The organism is Amycolatopsis sp. ATCC 39116 (genome assembly GCF_000231075.2).
GTDB classification, from domain to species: domain Bacteria; phylum Actinomycetota; class Actinomycetes; order Mycobacteriales; family Pseudonocardiaceae; genus Amycolatopsis_E; species Amycolatopsis_E tucumanensis.
This window is the reverse complement of record NZ_AFWY03000007.1, coordinates 243,159-260,516: the sequence shown is the minus strand read 5'-3', so window position 1 is coordinate 260,516 and position 17,358 is coordinate 243,159. Positions and strand designations below refer to the sequence as shown.

Below are 17,358 nucleotides of genomic sequence, written 5' to 3'. Positions count from 1 at the left end.
TATCGCCAGCGGAACCAGCCGCCCAGTCCCACAACCGCGCGCTACCGCCAGCGGGACCAGCCGCCCGGCCCCTCAGCGGTGCGCGATCGCCAGCGGGACCAGTTGCTCGGCGGGCGTCATCGAGCCGTGTTGGCCTATCAGCTGCGACTCCAGCGGCTCCGCGGTGCGGCGCAGCATCCCGAAGTCGTCCCGGGCCGCGGCTATCACGTCGCCGAAGCGGGAGCGCACCCGGTCGCTCACGCGCGGTCCCAGCCAGCCCGCCGCGATCGCCTCGTCCCGGCGTGTCACCCACGCCCGTGAACCCAGCACCGAGCGCCACGCGGCCAGCACGTCCTCCGTCGCGCCGGGTTCGGTGTACACGTGCCGCACCCGCGGGTCCCCGCCGAACACCCGCACTCCGGACCGCAACTCCGGCGTCACGTCGATGTCGATCACGTCCTCGCCCAGCGCGACCATCCCGTGGTCGGCCACCACGGCCAGCACCCGGCCGGGCGGCAGACCGTCCACAAGCGACTCGACGAGCCGGTCGACCTGCCGCAGCTGCATCACCCACGCCGGCGAACCCGGGCCGTACCGGTGGCCGAGCTCGTCCAGCTGGCCGTGGTAGGCGTAGCAGAAACCAGGCGACTCGCGCAGGGTGCGCAGCGTCTCCGCGGCCAGGTCGCCCATCGCATAAACGCCGCGGTACTCCGCGCCGCGCTGCACCGCCCGCGTAAGCGGCGAGTTCCCGAACTTCGCCTCGGCCACCACCACCGCCTCGACACCCGCCGCGGCCGCCCGCTCGAACGTCGTGGGCAACGGCTGGACGTCCTCCGGCCGCAGGTCCAGCTCGCCGCCGCCCGGGTGCTCCCGCCAGCGCAGGGCGTTGAGCACCCCGCAGCCGGGCACCTCGAACGTGTACCCCGCCATGCCGTGCTCCCCCGACGCGACTCCGGTCCCGATCGCGGCCAGCCCGGCGACCGTCGTCGACGGACAGCCGACCGCCAGCGTCCCCTGCGCCAGCTCGGTCAGCACCGGCGCGTCCGCGGCGTGCGCGCGCAACAGCTCCGCACCCAGACCGTCGATCAGCAACACACAAGCGCCGGCAGCCTCGGGCAGGCCGAGCGTGTCCACGCAGCCGGGCACCCCCAGCGTCGCGAGCACCGACGGCACCACCTCGGCGAGATGCCCCTGGCCGGACAACGTTGGCAGCTCCACCTGGCCAGCTTGGCAGGAAGGTGGCTCCGAGCGCACGCCTTACCCGATAATGACGACATGCCGACCTACGCCTACCGCTGTCGCGAGTGCACCGGCACCTTCGAGGTGAACCGTCCGATGAGCGAGTCGAGCGCGCCCGCGACCTGCCCCGAGGGCCACACCGACACGGTCAAGCTGCTGACGACCGTCGCCCTGACCGGTTCGGCCGCCGGTGCGCCGGCGGGTGGCGGCTGTTGCGGCGGCGCCTGCGGCTGCGGTCACTGAACGGTGTAGTCCGCGAACCCCTTCCCCGTCTTGCGGCCCAGCCGCCCGGCCGTGACGAGGTGCTCCAGCAGCGGCGCCGGCGCGAAGCCCTCCTCGCGGAACTCGTTGAACAGGGTCCGCTGGATCGCCAGCGACACGTCGAGACCGACGACGTCCAGCAGCTCGAACGGGCCCATCGGCAGCCCGCACCCGACCTTCATCGCGGTGTCGATGTCCGCGGCCTGCGCGTAGTGCGCCTCGAGCATCTTCACCGCGTCGTTCAGGTACGGGAAGAGCAGCGCGTTCACGATGAAACCAGCCCGGTCGCCGCAGTGCACCGGGTGTTTGCCGATCGCCGCGCAGACCGCGTGTGCGGTGGCCACGACGTCGGGCGCGGTGGCGATCGTGCGCACCACCTCGACCAGTTTCATCACCGGCGCCGGGTTGAAGAAGTGCAGCCCGACCACGTCCCCGGGGCGCTCGGTCGCGGCCGCGCACTCGATCACCGGCAGCGACGAGGTCGTCGTCGCGAGGATCGCGCCCGGCTTGGCCACCGCGTCCAGCGCGGCGAACACCTCCTGCTTGACCGCGAGGTCCTCGGCCACGGCCTCGACCACCAGGTCCACACTGGACAGCGCGGTGAAGTCGGCGACCGGCGTGACCCGGGCCAGCGCCGCGGCGCCGTCCGACTCCGACAGCTTGCCCTTCGACACCGCCCGGTTCACCGACTTGGCGATCCGCGCCACCGCCGCCTCTGCCTTGTCGGTGGTGCGGGCGCGGAGCACGACGTCGTACCCGCGCTTGGCGAACACCTCCGCGATCCCGGTCGCCATCGTGCCGGTGCCGATCACGCCGACCGAGCGCACCGGCCGCACCTCGCCGGGGTCAACGGGCGCGACGCCGGGCGCCGAGTCGACGACGACCGGTGAATCCGGGCCCTCGTAGGTGTAGAACCCGCGACCGGACTTCCGGCCGAGCAGACCCGCGGTGATCATCTGCTTGAGCAGCGGCGCGGGCGCGTGCAACCGGTTGCGCGACTGCCGGTACATCGACTCGAGGATCTCGTAGGCGGTGTCCAGCCCGATCAGGTCGAGCAGCGCGAGCGGGCCCATCGGGTACCCGCAGCCGAGGCGCATCGCCGCGTCGAGGTCCTCGCGCGTGGCGTAGCGCTGCTCGAACATCCGCACCGCGTGGTTCAGGTAGCCGAACAGCAGGGCGTTGGCGATGAACCCGGCGCGGTCGCCGATGACGACCGGCGTCTTGCCGAGGCGCTCGGCGAACCCGGTGACGTCGGCGATCACGTCCGGCTCTGTGACGACGGTCCGCACGATCTCGACCAGCTTGAGCACGGGCGCCGGGTTGAAGAAGTGCATCCCGACGACCTTGCCGGGGCGGGAGGTGTGCACGCCGATCTCGGTGACCGACAGGGACGACGTGTTCGACGCGAGCACCGCGTCGGGCCCGACGATCTTGTCCAGCTGGGCGAACACCTCGGCCTTGAGGTCGAGGCTCTCCGGGACGGCCTCGATGACCAGGTCGGCGTCGGCGAGGTCGGTCAGCGAGGTGGTGTAGGTGATGCGGGCGAGCAGGGCCGCGCGGTCATCCTCGTCGAGCTTGCCGCCGGTGAGGGCGCGGGCCGTGGACTGCTCGACGTGCCCGCGGGCGCGCTCCACCGCGGCGGCATCCACCTCGACGCCGATGACCCGGATGCCGCTGCGGGCCAGGACCTCCGCGATCCCGGAGCCCATCGTGCCGAGCCCGACCACGCCTGCCGTTTCGATCGTCCGCGCCATAGCGGCCTCCGGGTTACTCGTCGGTAGCCCTCGATGGTGCCACGCGCGACGACCGGACGGGAGGTGTATCGAATCAGGTGCACCCGCGCGAGTTCCACCGCCGCCAGGCTTGGCACCGGGAGACGGGAAAAGGCAGGCGACGGTCCAGTGCCGCTGGACGGGGAACTCGTCGTGCGCGGACGGTGAACCTGGAGCGCGAGGCTCCCGGCCAGTCCTGCAGCGAGCGCCGAACGGCCAGGAGCGTGGACCTCGGAGCGCGGGAGCATCGGACTCGCGCCGATGAGCGGCGGGACTCGCCGCGGCGAGTGCGCAACTGCGACCAGCAGCGCGGGCTCGCGGCCAGCAGCGCGGGGTCACGGCCAGGAGCGCGCAACGCGAACCGAAAGCGCGGGCCGCGGGCGCGCCCCGCCCACGGAGGTGCCCAACGACAGGCGAAACCGTCAGGCGGGGTCGCCGAAGTTGTCCTCCACCAGGTCCTGCACCACGCGCAGCGCCTCGGCCGCCTGGGGGCCTCCCGCGCGCACCTGGATCCGGTCGCCCTTCCGCGCGCCGAGCGCCATCAGCGCCAGCACGCTGTGCGCGTCGGCCTCCTGGTCGCCCAGCCGGACGCTCACCTCGGCCTCCAGCGCGGCCAGGCTGCGCGCCAGCACCGCCGCGGGGCGGGCGTGCAGGCCCACCTCGTTGGTCAGCGTGAACTCCACGCAGTCCGTGGCCGGCTCCGCGGTCGCGGCCAGCTCCGGAGGTGCGGCGGCCGCCGAGGCGGCCTCCAGCACCCCGGCCCGGTCGGCTCCGTTCTGCGCCGCCACCGCCGCCGCGACCGTGCCCTCCACCAGCGGCGCGTCCGCCACCACCACGGCGCCCGGGTCGGCCAGCGACTCGACCGCGAGCTCCGCCGTCATCTGCGCGCTGCCCAGGTCGTAGAGCAGCACGACCCCGGACCCGGAATCGGCGCGCTGCACCGCCGCCACGACCGAGTCGTAGTCCGTGCCGATCCCGCCGCCGGGCAGGCCGCCCGCGGGCACGATCGTCACGTCGGGCGCCATTTGCGCGGCGACCTCGGCGACCCCTTCGGCGAGCTTCGCGCTGTGCGACACCAGCACCAGGCCGACGCTCATCGGGCCGCCTCGGCGAACGCGGCGAGCAGCAGCGCCGTCGAGCGCGCGCCCGGGTCGAGGTGCCCCGCGCTGCGCTCGCCCAGGTAGGACGCCCTGCCCTTCCGCGCAACCAGGTCCACAGTGGACTCCGCGCCGGTCGCGGCGCCCTCGGCGGCCGCCAACAGGACCGCCGCGACGTCGCCGCCGCCCGCCTTCTCCGCCGCGGCGACCGCGGGCAGCAGCGCGTCGACCATCGTCTTGTCGCCCTCGACCGCCTTGCCGCGCGCCTGCACGCCTTCCAGCCCGGCCCGCAAGGCGGCCACGACCTCCGCCGCGCCCAGCTCCGGCTGGTTCGACACGACCGTCGACGCCCGCAGGAAAGCCGTGCCGTACAACGGCCCCGCCGCGCCGCCGACCTTCGAGATCAACGTCGTCGCCGCGAGCTTGAGCACCCCGCCCGGCGTTTCCGGCACGCCGCCGTCCAGCGCGGCCAGCACGGCCTGGAACCCGCGGTTCATGTTCTCGCCGTGGTCACCGTCCCCGATGGCCCGGTCGAGTTCGATCAGCTCGGCGCGGTGCTCGGCGATCACGGCCGCGGCGCCCCGCAACGCGTTCGCGACGCCCTCCGGCGTGCATCCCATGTCCTCAGGCCTTCCAGCGCAGTGCGGCGGTGTTCACCGGCGCGTCCCACAGTTCGGTCAGCTCGTCGTCGAGCTTCAGCAGGGTCAGGCTGATGCCCTGCATCTCCAGGCTGGTGATGTAGGGGCCCACCAGCCGGCGTTCGACCATGATGCCGCGATCGGCCAGCAGCCGCTCGGCGATGCCATGCGCGAGGTACAGCTCGACCAGCGGGGTGGCGCCCATCGAGTTGGTGAACAGCAGCACCCGGTCGCCCTCGGTGAACGGCAGGTCCTCGACGACGGCCCCGACCATGCGCGCCACCAGCTCGTCGGCAGGCTCGGCCTTGATCCGCTCGCGGCCCGGCTCGCCGTGGATGCCGATGCCGAACTCGATCTCGTCGGCGCCGAGGTCGAAGCTGGGCTCGCCGACGTGCGGCACGGTCGGCGCGGTGAGCGCGACCCCGATCGACCGGACCTGGCCGATGACCTTGCGCGCCAGCGCTTCCACCGCGTCCAGCGAATCGCCCCGCTCGGCCGCGGCGCCGGCGATCTTCTCCAGCAGCACCGTGCCGCCGACGCCCCGCCGTCCCGCGGTGTAGGTCGAATCGGCGACAGCTACGTCGTCGTCGATCACCACGCTGCGCACGTCCAGGTCCTCGGCCGCGGCCAGCTCGCCCGCGGTCTCGAAGTTCAGCACGTCACCGGTGTAGTTCTTGACGATCAGCAGAGCCCCGGCCGCGCCGGTGGTCGCGCTGATGGCGGCCTGCACCGCGTCCGGCGTGGGCGAGGTGAACACCGCGCCGGGCACCGCCGCGTCGAGCATGCCGAGGCCGACGAACCCGCCGTGCAGCGGCTCGTGCCCGGACCCGCCGCCGGAGATCACCGCGACCTTGCCGTCCACCGGCGCGTCGGCGCGCACGACCAGGTTGGGGTCCTCCTGGACCCGCAGGATGTCCGCGTGCGCGGCGGCCAGCCCGCGCAGCGACTCGGTGACCACGTCCGCCGGATCGTTGATGATCTTCTTCATGCCCGCCTCCTGACTCCGTCGTCGCCCCTTTCCTATCAGGACTTGGGCAGCTTCGGCAGGATCGTGTCGACGATGCGACGCGCTTTCCCGCACGAGTCGTCCCCGGCGGCGTCGTCGTGGAAGTTGTCGTACTCGAACTTGACCACCTCGCCCTCGCCGTCGCCGGTCCGCAGGTGGGTCCACTCGATGGTGCAGCTGTTGCCCGCCGTGGTCCGTTTCTCCTGGTAGCCGGTGATCCCGCCGCCCAGGTCCACGCGCGTGCCGTCGTCGCCGTCGGACGGCTCGACGGTCTCGGAGATGCGCAGGTAGCCGGTGGCGTTGCCGCCCGACCAGTGGCACTCGTGCAGGCCGCCGGGCCGCTTGGCGGTGCTGCGGCCGAGGACCTCGGCGGCGACGGTGTCGTCCACCAGCGTGCACGGGTCGAGCGGCACGGCCGAGTTCGCGGCGCGGGTCATCCGGGGCGGCGAGCCGTGCATCTTGGCGACGACCTCGCGGATGACGGTCAGACCGGTTTCGCAGGCGTCCGCGCCCTGGTAGGTGACCTGGACGGAGATGCCGATGGCCGGCGTCTCGGAGGTGACCGCGGTGACCACGCAGCCCTCCTCCTCGGCGGTGTCCGGGTCGTCCAGGTCGCGCTCGACGACCGGCAGGCCCTCGACGGTGCCGATCTGGGTCGCGGAGGACAGCAGGAGCGTCTCCCCCATCGTGAGGCTCAGCCGCGCCTCCTTGCCGCCCGCGTCGGTGACCTCGACGGCGCAGCCGTCCAGCCCGGTCGAGTGGAGGCTGTCCTCGACCGGCGTGCCGACGCCGGTGACGGTGTCTCCCTGCAACATCCCGCACGGGTCAACGGTGCGCAGCGCGTCCAGGCTGACCGCGGCGTCGTCGATCGGGCCGGTGGCGGCGCTGGTCTGCGTGACGGTCGTGCGCGGGAAGTTCTGCTTGCCGAGGTCGGGTCCGGCGCACGCGGAGACGGTCAGGGCGAGCAGGACCACGGGGACGAAACGGCGAGGCCGGGCGACATGGTGCACGCGGTGCACGGTAGCCGCCCGGCCTCGCCGGGATGTTCCGAACCTGCCTATTCGGCCGGGGTCTCGTCGCCTTCCGACACCGGGACCCGGATCGGCCGCACGACCGCCCACAGCACGAACAGGGCGGTGAAGATCAGCAGGCCGATGCCGGCCCACAGGTTGATGTTCACGCCCGCCGCCTTCTGCAGCTCGGCGTCGTCGGTGAACGCGATGCCCATGATCGTCAGGACCACGCCGTAGACGCCGGTCAGCAAAGCGATGATCAGCCGGATGTCGAACGCGCCTGCCCGGCGCGTGCGCGCGGGGGTTTCGCTAGCCATGTGTGCCAACCTCCTAGAAGGCGATGTTCAGCGCGATCGTGATGACCAGGACGATGCCCGCGAGCAGGCCCGGGTTGCGGTACCAGCCCGCGTCCTCGCCGGTGGTGGAGTGCCGGCGCGTCTCCTTCGGGGTGAGCGAGTAGACCAGCCCGGTCAGCTCGGAGGCCTCGCGCGGCTTGGTCACCATGGTCACCGCGACGCTGACCACGATGTCGACCACGAACGCGGCGCCGGCGCCGATGAAGCTGGCGCCCTGGCCGGGCAGGTCCCACACGCCGGTCTCGGCGAGCAGGAACACCACGATGGCCGACGCGGTACCGGACAGCAGACCGATCCAGGCGGCTGCCGGCGTCATGCGCTTCCAGAACATGCCGAGGATGAAGGTGGCGAACAGCGGCGCGTTGAAGAACGAGAACAGCTGCTGCAGGTAGTCCATCAGGTTGGAGTACTGCGAGGCGATGCCCGCCGTGCCGATGGCCAGGATCGTGGCGCCCGCGGTGACCCAGCGGCCCATGTTCAGGTAGTACGAGTCCGGCTTGTCCTTCTTGATGTAGGCCTGCCAGATGTCGTACGTGAACACGGTGTTGAACGAGCTCAGGTTCGCCGCCATGCCTGCCATGAACGAGGCCAGCAGACCGGCGATCGCGACGCCCAGCACACCGTTGGGCAGCAGGTCGCGCATGAGCAGCAGCAGCGCGTCGTTGAAGGTCGCGCCGCTGGGCGCGGACCCGCCGTCGATCAGGGCCTGCTTGTTCTCGCCCTGCAGCTCGGTGACCGTGACCGCGGCGATCATGCCCGGGATGATCACGATGAACGGCACCAGCATCTTCGGGAACGCGCCGATGATCGGCGTGCGGCGCGCCGCCGACATGCTCTTCGAGGCCATCGCGCGCTGGACCTCGACGAAGTTCGTGGTCCAGTAGCCGAACGACAGCACGAACCCGAGGCCGAACACCAGGCCGAGCACGGACAGGAAGTTGCTGCCGAAGCCGGTGAGCTGGTTACCGGGCCAGGAGCTCAGCTGCTCCGCGCCGCCGGGCCCGTTGGTGACCTTGTCGACCAGGCCGTCCCAGCCGCCGACCTTGTAGAGACCGACGATCGTCAGCGGCACCAGCGCGGCGACGATGACGAAGAACTGCAGCACCTCGTTGTAGATGGCCGCGGACAGGCCGCCGAGCGCGGTGTAGGCGAGCACGATGACCGCGGCGATGACGATCGAGAACCAGATCGGCCAGCCCAGCAGCAGGTTCACCACGCTGGCCAGCAGGTACAGGTTCGCGCCCGCGATGAGGATCTGGGCCAGCGCGAAGCTGATGCCGTTCGTCAGGTGGGCGCCGGTGCCGAAGCGGCGCCGCATGAACTCCGGCACGCTGCGGACCTTCGACCCGTAGTAGAAGGGCATCATCACGATGCCGAGGAACAACATCGCCGGGATGGCGCCGATCCAGAAGTAGTGGGCCGTGGGCAGGCCGTACTGCGCGCCGTTGGCCGACATCCCCATCACTTCGATGGCGCCGAGGTTGGCGGAGATGAAGGCGAGCCCGGTGACCCAGGCGGGCAGGGAGCGGCCGGACAGGAAGAAGTCGATGCTGCTCGACACCTGTTTCCGGGCCAGGTAGCCGATGCCGAGCACCAGCACGAAGTAGAACGCGAGCAACACGTAGTCGATCGCGTGCGCATCAAGTCGCAGGTTCGCTGCGGCTAGGACGGGCACCGATGCCACCTCCGGGAGTCCAACATCTCCGAACAAGAATCACCACGATCGAGTGACGAGCGCACATTACTACGCGGTATCCCAGCCGTGCACGCCAGCGGTCGCGCCTTGACCGTGTCGAGATCAAACCGGTGACAACCCAACCGCGCGGTGTCACCCGCCGCAACTCGGCACCCGATCGTGACCGTGATCCACGTCATGGGAGGTGAGAAACATCGGGGAAAGCGCCGGTTACCGGCTGGTAATGCGCCTTCGATTGCATTTCCCCGCCGCCGTGGAACGGCGGCGTACCAACCGTTGAAACCTTCGAGGGAGGACCCCGGTGAGCCTGAACGACCTGGTCTACGGCTTGATCAACCTGATTAGCGCGATCGTCAACAGCCTTTGACGTGAAACAGGGATGCGCCGCACCACGTCCGGCGTGGTGCGGCGAATTCGCGTGTTCAGAACAAGCGGAGGTCGTCGGATTCGGTGCCGCGGAGGGCGTCGTAGTCCAGGGTCAGGCAGCGGATGCCGCGGTCCTCGGCCAGCGTGCGGGCCTGGGGCTTGATCAGCTGCGCGGCGAACACGCCCTGCACCGGCGCCAGCAGCGGGTCGCGGTTGAGCAGCTCCAGGTAGCGGGTCAGCTGCTCGACGCCGTCGATCTCGCCGCGGCGCTTGATCTCCACCGCCACCGAGCCGCCGTCGGCGTCGCGGGCGAGGATGTCGACCGGCCCGATCGCCGTCGGGTACTCGCGGCGGACCAGCGTGTACCCCTCGCCGAGCGTGGTGATGTGCTCGGCCAGCAGCTCCTGCAGGTGCGCCTCGACGCCGTCCTTCTGCAGGCCCGGCTCGGCGCCCAGTTCGTGGCTGATCTCGTCGATCCGCTCTTCGATGGTGATGACGAGCTTCTCGCCGGCCTTGTTCTGCACCGTCCAGACGTCGCCGTCCTCGATGAGCCAGCACGGCGGGCTCATCCAGTTCAGCGGCTTGTAGGCGCGGTCGTCGGAGTGCACCGACACCGAGCCGTCCGCCTTGATGAGCAGCAACCGGGTGGCCATCGGGAGGTGGGCCGTCAGACGGCCGGCGTAGTCCACTTGGCAACGAGCGATCACGAGACGCACCCGGCGAGGGTAGAAGATGCTTCGGCAGACTGGTCGCGTGGATCCCATCGAACGGCTCGGCTCCCGCGAGGTGTACCGGAACAACTGGATGACGGTGCGTGAGGACGACATCCGCCGCCCGGACGGCTCGCCCGGCATTTACGGCGTGGTCGACAAGCCGGACTACGCGCTGGTCGTCCCGCTCGACGGCGACCGGCTGCACCTGGTCGAGCAGTACCGGTACCCGCTCGGCCTGCGGCGCTGGGAGTTCCCGCAGGGCACCGCGCCCGGGCTGGCCGAGGTGGACCCGGTGGAGCTGGCGGCGCGGGAGCTGCGGGAGGAGACCGGGCTGGTGGCCGGTTCGCTGACCGACCTCGGGCTGCTGGACGTCGCGCCGGGCATGTCGAGCCAGCGCGGCCGGGTCTACCTGGCGACGGAGCTGGTCGAGGGCCCGCACGAGCGCGAGCACGAGGAACAGGACATGCGCACGGCGTGGTTCAGCCGGGACGAGTTCGAGAAGATGATCGCGCGCGGGGAGATCACGGACGCCCAGTCGATCGCGGCGTACGGGCTCCTGCTGCTGCACGAACGCTGACCATCGCGACAGCGCCGAGGAGCGGGCCGATCGACAGCAGGGCGACCGCGTCGCGCCAGCCGGTGAGGTCGGCGAGCAGCGGGAGCAGCTGGATGGTGATCGCGCTGACGACGAACCCGGCGGCGGTCATCGCGGTGAGCGCGGTGCCGGCGTAGCGCGGGTCGGCGACCTCGGACAGGGCCGCGGAGAACTGCGCGGAGTCGGCGATCACGGCGGCGCCCCACACGAGCAGCAGCGGCGCGAGCAGGGGCGTTCCCCACGCGGCGACGGACAGCAGGCCGCAGGCGGCGCTGGTGAGCATGACGGCGGTGGTGACGGCTGTGCGGCCGAAGCGGTCGGCGAGAACGCCGCCGAGCAGTGCCCCGGCGACGCCCGCGACGCCGATGGTGGTGAAGCTGTCGCCGTCGCCCGCAGCCGCGATATAGCTGGGCAGCCAGGCCCACAGCGCGTACAGCTCCCACATGTGGCCGAAGTAGCCGAGGCAGACGAGGCGTTGCGCCCGGTCGCGGGCCATGCGGAGCAGGTAGCGGGGTTCCCAGGGCGGTGACGGGCGCCAGTCCGGGCCGGGGCGGACCAGGGTGAGAGCGATCGGGGCGGCGAGGAGGGCGAGCGTCGCGGCGATGGCCAGGACGGTCCGCCAGTGGCCGGTGCTGAGGAGGCTGGGCAGCGCGGAGCCGAGGGTCAGCGCGCCGACCAGGACGCCGAGCGCGGTCCCGCGCTGACGCGGGAACCAGGAGACGACGATCTTCATGCCGACCGGGTAGACGGCCGCGAGGGCGAACCCGGTGAGGAACCGGAGCGGAGCGGCCGCGGCGGGACCGGCCGATGGGAACGCGAACGTGGCGGCCGCACCGAGAGCACTGCCGGCGGCGAGGAGGACCTGCGGCCGGGCGCGATCGGCGAGGTTGACGGCGGCGGAGACGACGGCCCCGGTGGCGAACCCGAGCTGCACGGTGATCGTCAGGAGGATCCCCGCCTGCCGCGAGAGGCCCCACTCCGCGCGGAGCGCCGGGACCACGGTGGAGGCGGAGAACCAGAGGCTCATGGCGAGCACCTGCACGAGGGCGACGAGTGCCAGCTGCGGTCCGCGCCGCCGGAGGATCACTCGTCGTGCTTAGGGGCGGCGGGTTGGTGTGGTCAATCGCGGGGCGCGGTGGTTCATCCGATCGCGTGGAGCGGGTCCCAGGCCATGGAACGGCGCGGGGTCTCGGCTGAGGAACCCCGCGCCCGGCCGGCTGGATCAGCGGGTTAGCGCGGTCAGCCGTATCACCGGCACCCGCATCAGGATGCGGCAGATCGAGTGCAGCACCAAGAGCTGCTCCAGCGCGTTTTGCCTCGCCGCGCCACTCGGCCCGTCTGCTTCGATGACATGCGCCTCCTGGGCGTCGTCTCAGTCATGTCAGCCGCCCGTGTAAGAGCAGATCGCGGCCACCAGGTTCGAGTTCTCGGCGACCGGCTTGCCGTCCACGGTGATCTTGCAGCTGTTCGGCTGGGCGTTGATGTCGGTGGTCACCGGCGTGACCGTGACCGACGTGAAACCGAGTTCCTCGACGCCGAGAGTCTTGGACCAGGTCTGCCCGGCCTCGACGATCTCCTGGTTGTTCACGCTGAGCCCGCTCGTCCAGTTGAGGTTGCTCCGCTGGCCGGTGGTCACCTCGAGCAGGATCTGGTGCGCTGCCGCAGCAGGGTCGCCACTGGTCGGGGTCGAGTCGTTGACCTTGTCGACGGCGGCGCCGAACACGGCGGTCCACAGGATGCAGATGACCAGGCCGACCGCCGAGCACACGACGCCCGCGATGGCGAGCCCCTTGTTCGTCGCGGCGCCCTTGGTGGCGCGGGAAACGCCGACGATCGACAGGATCAGGCCGATGATGACCAGCGGCCACGCCACCACGCCGACGATCGGGATGAAGGCGAACACGAGGCCGACGAGTCCGAGGACGAACCCCGCGGTGCCGAGGCCGTTCTTCGGCTGCACGGGCGTGGGCGGGGCATAGGGCGGATGAGTCACGGGCGTTCCTTAGTGCGTGCGCGGCGGGCCGTCCCGCTTGCGTCGCACCATCAATCGCAGCGTGCTCCTGGTTGTAACAGCGTTCAGGCGGACGAGCCGGCAGATGCGGATCTTGACCGGGACCGTCCACAGTGACTTTGAGCTGCACGGATGAACACCGTTCCGGACATAACGGAACGTGGTGGTTGAATTTTCAGTTCACCCGAACAGAGCAGGCCGAACATCCCTCACTCGGGCCACTCCGGCTTTCGCTTCTCCAGGAAGGAAGCCATTCCCTCCCGTGCCGACGGTGTTTGCGACGCCGCCGCCATCACCTCGACCGCGATCGCGTACGCGTCGGCCTCCGGGCGGTCCAGCTGGGCGTACAGGGTCTGCTTCCCGAGCGCCTTGCTGGCCCGGCTGCCGCGCGTGGCCCGGCCCAGCAACTCGGCCACCGCCGCGTCGAGGTCCTCGTCCGGCACCACCCGGTTCACCAGGCCCCATTCCAGGGCCGTCGCCGCATCGATGACGTCGCCCGTCAGCGCCAGCTCCATCAGCCGCTTGCGCCCGATCGCTCGCGCGACCGGCACCGCCGGCGTGTGGCAGAACCAGCCGCCCTTGCCGCCGGGCAGCGCGAAGCCCGCGGAGGCCGCCGCGACCGCCAGGTCGCACGACGCGACCAGCTGGCACCCCGCCGCGGTCGCCAGTCCGTGCACGCGTGCGATCACCACCTGCGGCACCGACTCCATCGTCCGCATCAGCCGGGTGCACAGGGTCAGCAGGCGCCGCACGCCCGCCAAGTCCCGGGACGCCACGTCACCGAAGTCGTGCCCCGCCGAGAACACCGGGCCCGCGCCGGCCAGGACGACGCCCGTCGCGTCGGTCGCCGCCGTCTCCTCGAACGCCGCCAGCAGCTCGGCGAGGTGGGCTTCGGACAGGGAGTTGCGGCGGGCGGCCCGGTTCATCGTGATCGTCACCGTCGCGTCGTCGCGCTTGACCAGGATGTGCTCGTACTCGGCCATGGCCCGACGCTACCTCGCGACGGCCGTGTTGTGGTACCCGAAGACGCGCCGCTCCCGCGCGGTCACCGTCGCCATCACCCGGTCCCGCCACGGCGTGCTCGTCGCGTGCCGGTAGCCCGGCGACCCGAACAGCGACACGTCCGCGATCTCGTGGAACGCCAGCACCTCCGGCCCGTCCCCCTCGACCCGCCGGTACCGCCGGATCCGGTGCCAACCGGGCAGCTCCAGCAGCAACGGCACGTGCTCCTCGCGGTACCAGCGCTCCAGCTCGGCGGTGTCCCCGGACAGCGCCACCGACACCACCACCGGTGCCGGCGCGACGCACGAACCCCAGGACCCGGTCAGCTCGTACACCCGCCGGTCGAGCGTCGCCAGCCGCGAGACCACCGACTGCTCCCGCGGGCTCCGCCGCCGCACGACCTCGTACTCCGGGCTCGCCAGCGCCGCCAGGTCCAGCTCGTACCAGGCCAGCCACGACGGCCGCGCCCCGTCCAGCTCGCGGTACCGGTACCCGCTGCGGATCCCCGGCACGCCGACGCGGGCGGGCGCGTGCTCGTTGTCGTACCAGTCGTGGAACTCCGCCTCGGCGACCTCGCCCGGCTCGGACAGCACGTACAGCAGTCCCTCCGTCATCCGCCACTCCTCCCCCGCGCTCGGGTACCGTTTCCGGCAGGCGACCACGGCGAGGAGCGGCAGTGTCGAGAGAGGACCCCGACGTCATCGACTCGGTGGAGAAGGCCTTCCGGCTGCTGCAGGCCTTTTCCGCGGAACGCCCGGCGATGACGGTGAGCGAGGCGGCCGCGGCCACCGGGTTCACCCGCGCCACCGCGCGCCGCATCCTGCTGACGCTGGAACGCCTCGGGTTCGCCGAGGTCGACGACCGCCGCTTCCGCCTCACCGCGGGCGTCCTGCGGCTCGGCTACGGCTACCTGGCCGCGCTGCCGTTCTGGGAGCACGCCCAGCCGCACATGCGCGCGCTGGCCGACGAGCTGCGGGAATCCTGCTCGATGGCCACTTTGGACGGACCCGAGATCGTCTACGTGGCCCGGGTCCCGGCGTCGCGGTCGATGTCCATCACGCTCAACGTCGGCTCGCGCCTGCCCGCCTACCCCACGTCGATGGGCCGCGTGCTGCTCGCCGCGCTGCCGCCCGCCGAGCTGGAGTCCTATCTGGACAGCGTCGAACTGCGGAAGCTCACACCGAACACCATCACCGACCCGGACGAGCTGCGGGCCGAACTGGGCCGGGTCGCCGAACGCGGGTACGCGGTGGTGGACGGCGAGCGCGAGGAGGGCGTCCGCTCGGCCGCCGCGCCGGTGCGTGGCGCGGGCGGACGGGCGCTTGCCGCGCTGAACGTGTCGGTCAACGCGGCCCGCGTCTCGCTGGACGAACTCAACGGCCGGTTCGTGCCGCGCCTGCTGGACACCGCCGCGGCCATCACCCGCGACATCGAGGGTCTGCACTAGTCCTCCGCGAAGAAGCAGCGCGTCGGGTTCGTGACGAGCAGCGCCGAAGGGTCCGGCGTGATCTCCGCGATCAGGTCGGCCAGGTCGCCGTCGTTGGGCACGAACCCGTGCGTGTTCGGGTGCGGGAAGTCGGTGCCCCACACGACCCGCTCCGGCGCCTCGGCGGCCAGCAACCGCGCCAGCTCCACCGAATCCGCCATGCTGGGTGGCGCGGTCGCGATCCGGTCGGCGCCGCTCAGCTTCACCCACACCGAACCGCTCTCCAGCAACCGCAACAGCGACCGCACGGCCGCGCTGTCCAGGCCCTGCCGCAGGTCGACGCGAGCCATGTGGTCGATCACCACCTGCACGCCGAGCGACCGCACCAGGTCCGCGTGCTCGGCGATGCCGTCGCCGGCGACGTGCAGGGCAATGTGCCAGCCGTACGGCCGGATCAGGGCGACGATCGCGTCGATCTCCTCCCGCGACGGCGCCGGCCCGAGGTGCGGCGTGAAGTGCAGCCGGGCGCCGCGCACGCCGGCCCGGTGCAGGCGCTCCACCTCGGCCTTCGGCGTCGTCGGCCGGATCAACGCGACCCCGCGGTACCGGCCGCCGCCGGTTTCCAGCGCGTCGAGCAGCGCCGAGTGGTCGGTCCCGTGGCAGGCGGACTGCACGATGACCGCGCGCTCGAATCCGAGCAGCCGGTGCAGCGCCCGCAGGTCTTCCTTCGGCGCCTCGGGCGGGGTGAACGTGCGGTCCGGCGCGTAGGGGAACTTCGCGGTGGGCCCGAAGATGTGACAGTGCGCGTCGCAAGCGTTCGCGGGCAACGGGATCGCGGGCGCGTGCGGGTTCGGGTCCGGGCCGGGGTTGCGGGGATCGGTCATCAGTCACACCTCGCGGTCATGCCGCCGTCGACGACGATTTCGGTACCGGTGACGAACCGGGCTTCGTCGGAAGCCAGGTACAAGGCCGCGTACGCGGTGTCGCGGCCGTCCCCGGCGAAGCCGAGCGGGATGCGCGCCTGCCGCTGGGCGAGCAACGCGTCCACGTCCCCGCCCGCCCGCTGCCCGGCCAGGCGCGCCTCGACCATCGGCGTGTGCAACTGCCCCGGCACGACGGTGTTGACGCGGATGCCGTCCGACGCGTGCTGCACCGCGATCACTTTGGACAGCTGGATCACGCCCGCCTTCGCCGACGCGTAACCGGCCTGGGCCGAGCCGGTCCACCGGGTGCCGGAGGTGGACGCGGTGTTGACGATCGCGCCGCCGCCCTGCGCCTTCATCACCGGGATGACGTGCTTGCAGGTCAGGAACACGCTGGTCAGGTTGTAGTCCAGCTGGGCGGCCCAGTCCTGTTCGGACAGTTCGACCGGCCCGCCCCTGCGCGAGCCGCCGACGTTGTTGACCAGGACGTCGACGCGGCCGAACTCCGCACGGCACGCCTCGACCATCGCCGCCACGGCCGCGCTGTCGGTCACGTCGCACAGGTGGGTGCGGATCGCGCCGCCCTCGGATTCGACGGTGGCGACGGTCTCGGCCAGCGCCTCGGCCTTGAGGTCCACGGCGAAGACCCGCGCGCCTTCGCGGGCGAAGAGCACGGCGGCGGCCCGGCCGTTGCCCCAGCCGGGGCCGACGCTGCCCGCCCCGGTGATGATCGCGACCTTGCCCGCCAGCCGCCCCGTCACGACCCGACCTCCAGCGCGACCAGGAACCGGGACACCAGGTTGTAGGCGCCGATCGTCACGGTCAGCTCGACGATCTCGCGGTCGTCGAAGTGCTCGCGCAGGGCCGCGAACAGCTCGTCCGGCACCCGGATCCGCCTGGTCATCGCGTCGGTGTAATCGAGGACCGCGCGCTGCCTGCCGTCCAGGACGCTGCGGTCGCCGCCTTCGCGCAGGGCCGCGATCTGCTCGACCGTCATGCCCTCCTCCTTGGCGACCGGCTCGTGGGCCGCCCATTCGTACTCGGCGCCGTTCAGCTCGGCGACGCGCAGCACCGCCAGCTCACGCAGGTCCCCGGGCAGGGTGCCCTGCCCGCGGATGGCGCCCAGCAGGTTGTTCCAGCCGTCGGCGAACGGCGGGCTGTGCAACAGCATGCCGTCCAGCGGGGTCAGGCGCCCCCCTCGGCGCGCGCGGATGCGGTCGGCGACCTCGCTGCCCGTCTCCACGTAGTCCAGCCTGGCCATGTGT

19 protein-coding genes are annotated in these 17,358 nt (G+C 71.6%); 3 read left to right on the top strand and 16 right to left on the bottom strand.

Annotated elements, in window-relative coordinates:
- Positions 1–72: 72 nt before the first annotated feature.
- A complete protein-coding gene (locus AMY39116_RS0311575) occupies positions 73–1,197 on the bottom strand; it encodes an alkaline phosphatase family protein (protein WP_020417822.1) in 1,125 nt (374 codons plus the stop codon).
- A 57-nt stretch (positions 1,198–1,254) separates the two neighbouring features.
- On the opposite strand from AMY39116_RS0311575, the gene AMY39116_RS0311570 reads away from it, so the two are divergent.
- Positions 1,255–1,461, top strand: coding sequence for a zinc ribbon domain-containing protein (locus tag AMY39116_RS0311570; RefSeq protein ID WP_017987344.1), 207 nt, complete (start codon positions 1,255–1,257; stop codon positions 1,459–1,461).
- On the opposite strand, the gene AMY39116_RS0311565 is transcribed toward AMY39116_RS0311570, so the two are convergent.
- The 8 genes from AMY39116_RS0311565 to nucS all read right to left on the bottom strand — a co-directional run bounded on the left by AMY39116_RS0311565 (position 1,455) and on the right by nucS (position 10,139).
- Complete coding sequence (locus tag AMY39116_RS0311565) at positions 1,455–3,233, bottom strand: 3-hydroxyacyl-CoA dehydrogenase family protein (protein WP_020417821.1); 1,779 nt, start codon at positions 3,231–3,233, stop codon at positions 1,455–1,457. The two genes, AMY39116_RS0311570 and AMY39116_RS0311565, sit on opposite strands and share 7 nt — an antisense overlap.
- Positions 3,234–3,673: 440 nt before the next feature.
- Positions 3,674–4,348, bottom strand: a complete 675-nt coding sequence (dhaM, locus tag AMY39116_RS0311560) for a dihydroxyacetone kinase phosphoryl donor subunit DhaM (protein WP_020417820.1) — start codon at positions 4,346–4,348, stop codon at positions 3,674–3,676.
- A complete protein-coding gene (gene dhaL, locus AMY39116_RS0311555; RefSeq protein WP_020417819.1) occupies positions 4,345–4,968 on the bottom strand; it encodes a dihydroxyacetone kinase subunit DhaL in 624 nt (207 codons plus the stop codon). Before dhaL ends, dhaM begins: the two co-directional genes overlap by 4 nt.
- A gap of 4 nt (positions 4,969–4,972) precedes the next feature.
- Positions 4,973–5,974, bottom strand: a complete 1,002-nt coding sequence (gene dhaK, locus AMY39116_RS0311550; protein WP_020417818.1) for a dihydroxyacetone kinase subunit DhaK — start codon at positions 5,972–5,974, stop codon at positions 4,973–4,975.
- Positions 5,975–6,009: 35 nt separating this feature from the next.
- Positions 6,010–7,002 (bottom strand): DUF3558 domain-containing protein, encoded by a 993-nt coding sequence (locus tag AMY39116_RS0311545; RefSeq protein ID WP_235716106.1) that lies wholly within the window; start codon positions 7,000–7,002, stop codon positions 6,010–6,012.
- A gap of 47 nt (positions 7,003–7,049) precedes the next feature.
- The gene (locus AMY39116_RS0311540; RefSeq protein WP_020417816.1) at positions 7,050–7,322 is read right to left on the bottom strand and encodes a hypothetical protein; all 273 of its coding nucleotides are present in this window, start codon (positions 7,320–7,322) and stop codon (positions 7,050–7,052) included.
- Between the two features lie 13 nt (positions 7,323–7,335).
- Positions 7,336–9,036: a sodium:solute symporter family protein gene (locus AMY39116_RS0311535; RefSeq protein ID WP_027935833.1), complete on the bottom strand. Its 1,701-nt coding sequence runs from the start codon at positions 9,034–9,036 to the stop codon at positions 7,336–7,338.
- 443 nt (positions 9,037–9,479) lie between these two features.
- Positions 9,480–10,139, bottom strand: a complete 660-nt coding sequence (gene nucS / locus AMY39116_RS0311530) for an endonuclease NucS (RefSeq protein ID WP_027935832.1) — start codon at positions 10,137–10,139, stop codon at positions 9,480–9,482.
- A gap of 37 nt (positions 10,140–10,176) precedes the next feature.
- On the opposite strand from nucS, the gene AMY39116_RS0311525 reads away from it, so the two are divergent.
- Entirely contained in the window at positions 10,177–10,713 is a 537-nt protein-coding gene (locus AMY39116_RS0311525) for an NUDIX hydrolase (RefSeq protein WP_020417813.1), read from the top strand.
- Here the strand turns inward: AMY39116_RS0311525 and AMY39116_RS0311520 are convergent.
- From AMY39116_RS0311520 to AMY39116_RS44665, 4 genes are all read right to left on the bottom strand, one after another.
- The gene (locus AMY39116_RS0311520; RefSeq protein ID WP_255346843.1) at positions 10,658–11,773 is read right to left on the bottom strand and encodes a nitrate/nitrite transporter; all 1,116 of its coding nucleotides are present in this window, start codon (positions 11,771–11,773) and stop codon (positions 10,658–10,660) included. The genes AMY39116_RS0311525 and AMY39116_RS0311520 overlap by 56 nt on opposite strands.
- Positions 11,774–12,112: 339 nt before the next feature.
- A complete protein-coding gene (locus tag AMY39116_RS0311515; RefSeq protein ID WP_027935831.1) occupies positions 12,113–12,724 on the bottom strand; it encodes a DUF4190 domain-containing protein in 612 nt (203 codons plus the stop codon).
- A gap of 227 nt (positions 12,725–12,951) precedes the next feature.
- On the bottom strand, positions 12,952–13,725 hold the full coding sequence (locus AMY39116_RS0311510; RefSeq protein WP_020417810.1) for an enoyl-CoA hydratase-related protein: 774 nt from the start codon (positions 13,723–13,725) through the stop codon (positions 12,952–12,954).
- A gap of 9 nt (positions 13,726–13,734) precedes the next feature.
- Positions 13,735–14,358 carry a hypothetical protein gene (locus tag AMY39116_RS44665; RefSeq protein WP_051123511.1) on the bottom strand — a complete coding sequence of 208 codons (624 nt, stop codon included), beginning with the start codon at positions 14,356–14,358 and terminating at the stop codon, positions 13,735–13,737.
- A gap of 62 nt (positions 14,359–14,420) precedes the next feature.
- Between AMY39116_RS44665 and AMY39116_RS0311500 the strand changes: the two genes are divergently transcribed.
- Positions 14,421–15,191 carry an IclR family transcriptional regulator C-terminal domain-containing protein gene (locus tag AMY39116_RS0311500; protein WP_020417809.1) on the top strand — a complete coding sequence of 257 codons (771 nt, stop codon included), beginning with the start codon at positions 14,421–14,423 and terminating at the stop codon, positions 15,189–15,191.
- Here AMY39116_RS0311500 and AMY39116_RS0311495 read toward each other — a convergent pair.
- The 3 genes from AMY39116_RS0311495 to AMY39116_RS0311485 are packed head-to-tail and all read right to left on the bottom strand — an operon-like array spanning position 15,188 to position 17,354.
- Entirely contained in the window at positions 15,188–16,054 is an 867-nt protein-coding gene (locus AMY39116_RS0311495; protein WP_020417808.1) for an amidohydrolase, read from the bottom strand. The genes AMY39116_RS0311500 and AMY39116_RS0311495 overlap by 4 nt on opposite strands.
- Positions 16,054–16,854: an SDR family NAD(P)-dependent oxidoreductase gene (locus AMY39116_RS0311490; RefSeq protein ID WP_020417807.1), complete on the bottom strand. Its 801-nt coding sequence runs from the start codon at positions 16,852–16,854 to the stop codon at positions 16,054–16,056. Before AMY39116_RS0311490 ends, AMY39116_RS0311495 begins: the two co-directional genes overlap by 1 nt.
- Positions 16,851–17,354, bottom strand: a complete 504-nt coding sequence (locus AMY39116_RS0311485) for a carboxymuconolactone decarboxylase family protein (RefSeq protein ID WP_020417806.1) — start codon at positions 17,352–17,354, stop codon at positions 16,851–16,853. Before AMY39116_RS0311485 ends, AMY39116_RS0311490 begins: the two co-directional genes overlap by 4 nt.
- Positions 17,355–17,358: the final 4 nt, after the last annotated feature.

Coding starts and splice junctions, on each gene's coding strand:
- AMY39116_RS0311570 (WP_017987344.1), top strand. CDS start 1,255: ATGCCGACCTACGCCTACCGCTGTCGCGAGTGCACCGGCACCTTCGAG.
- AMY39116_RS44665 (WP_051123511.1), bottom strand. CDS start 14,358: ATGACGGAGGGACTGCTGTACGTGCTGTCCGAGCCGGGCGAGGTCGCC.
- AMY39116_RS0311485 (WP_020417806.1), bottom strand. CDS start 17,354: ATGGCCAGGCTGGACTACGTGGAGACGGGCAGCGAGGTCGCCGACCGC.
- dhaM (WP_020417820.1), bottom strand. CDS start 4,348: ATGAGCGTCGGCCTGGTGCTGGTGTCGCACAGCGCGAAGCTCGCCGAA.
- AMY39116_RS0311495 (WP_020417808.1), bottom strand. CDS start 16,054: ATGACCGATCCCCGCAACCCCGGCCCGGACCCGAACCCGCACGCGCCC.
- dhaL (WP_020417819.1), bottom strand. CDS start 4,968: ATGGGATGCACGCCGGAGGGCGTCGCGAACGCGTTGCGGGGCGCCGCG.
- AMY39116_RS0311540 (WP_020417816.1), bottom strand. CDS start 7,322: ATGGCTAGCGAAACCCCCGCGCGCACGCGCCGGGCAGGCGCGTTCGAC.
- AMY39116_RS0311565 (WP_020417821.1), bottom strand. CDS start 3,233: ATGGCGCGGACGATCGAAACGGCAGGCGTGGTCGGGCTCGGCACGATG.
- AMY39116_RS0311510 (WP_020417810.1), bottom strand. CDS start 13,725: ATGGCCGAGTACGAGCACATCCTGGTCAAGCGCGACGACGCGACGGTG.
- dhaK (WP_020417818.1), bottom strand. CDS start 5,974: ATGAAGAAGATCATCAACGATCCGGCGGACGTGGTCACCGAGTCGCTG.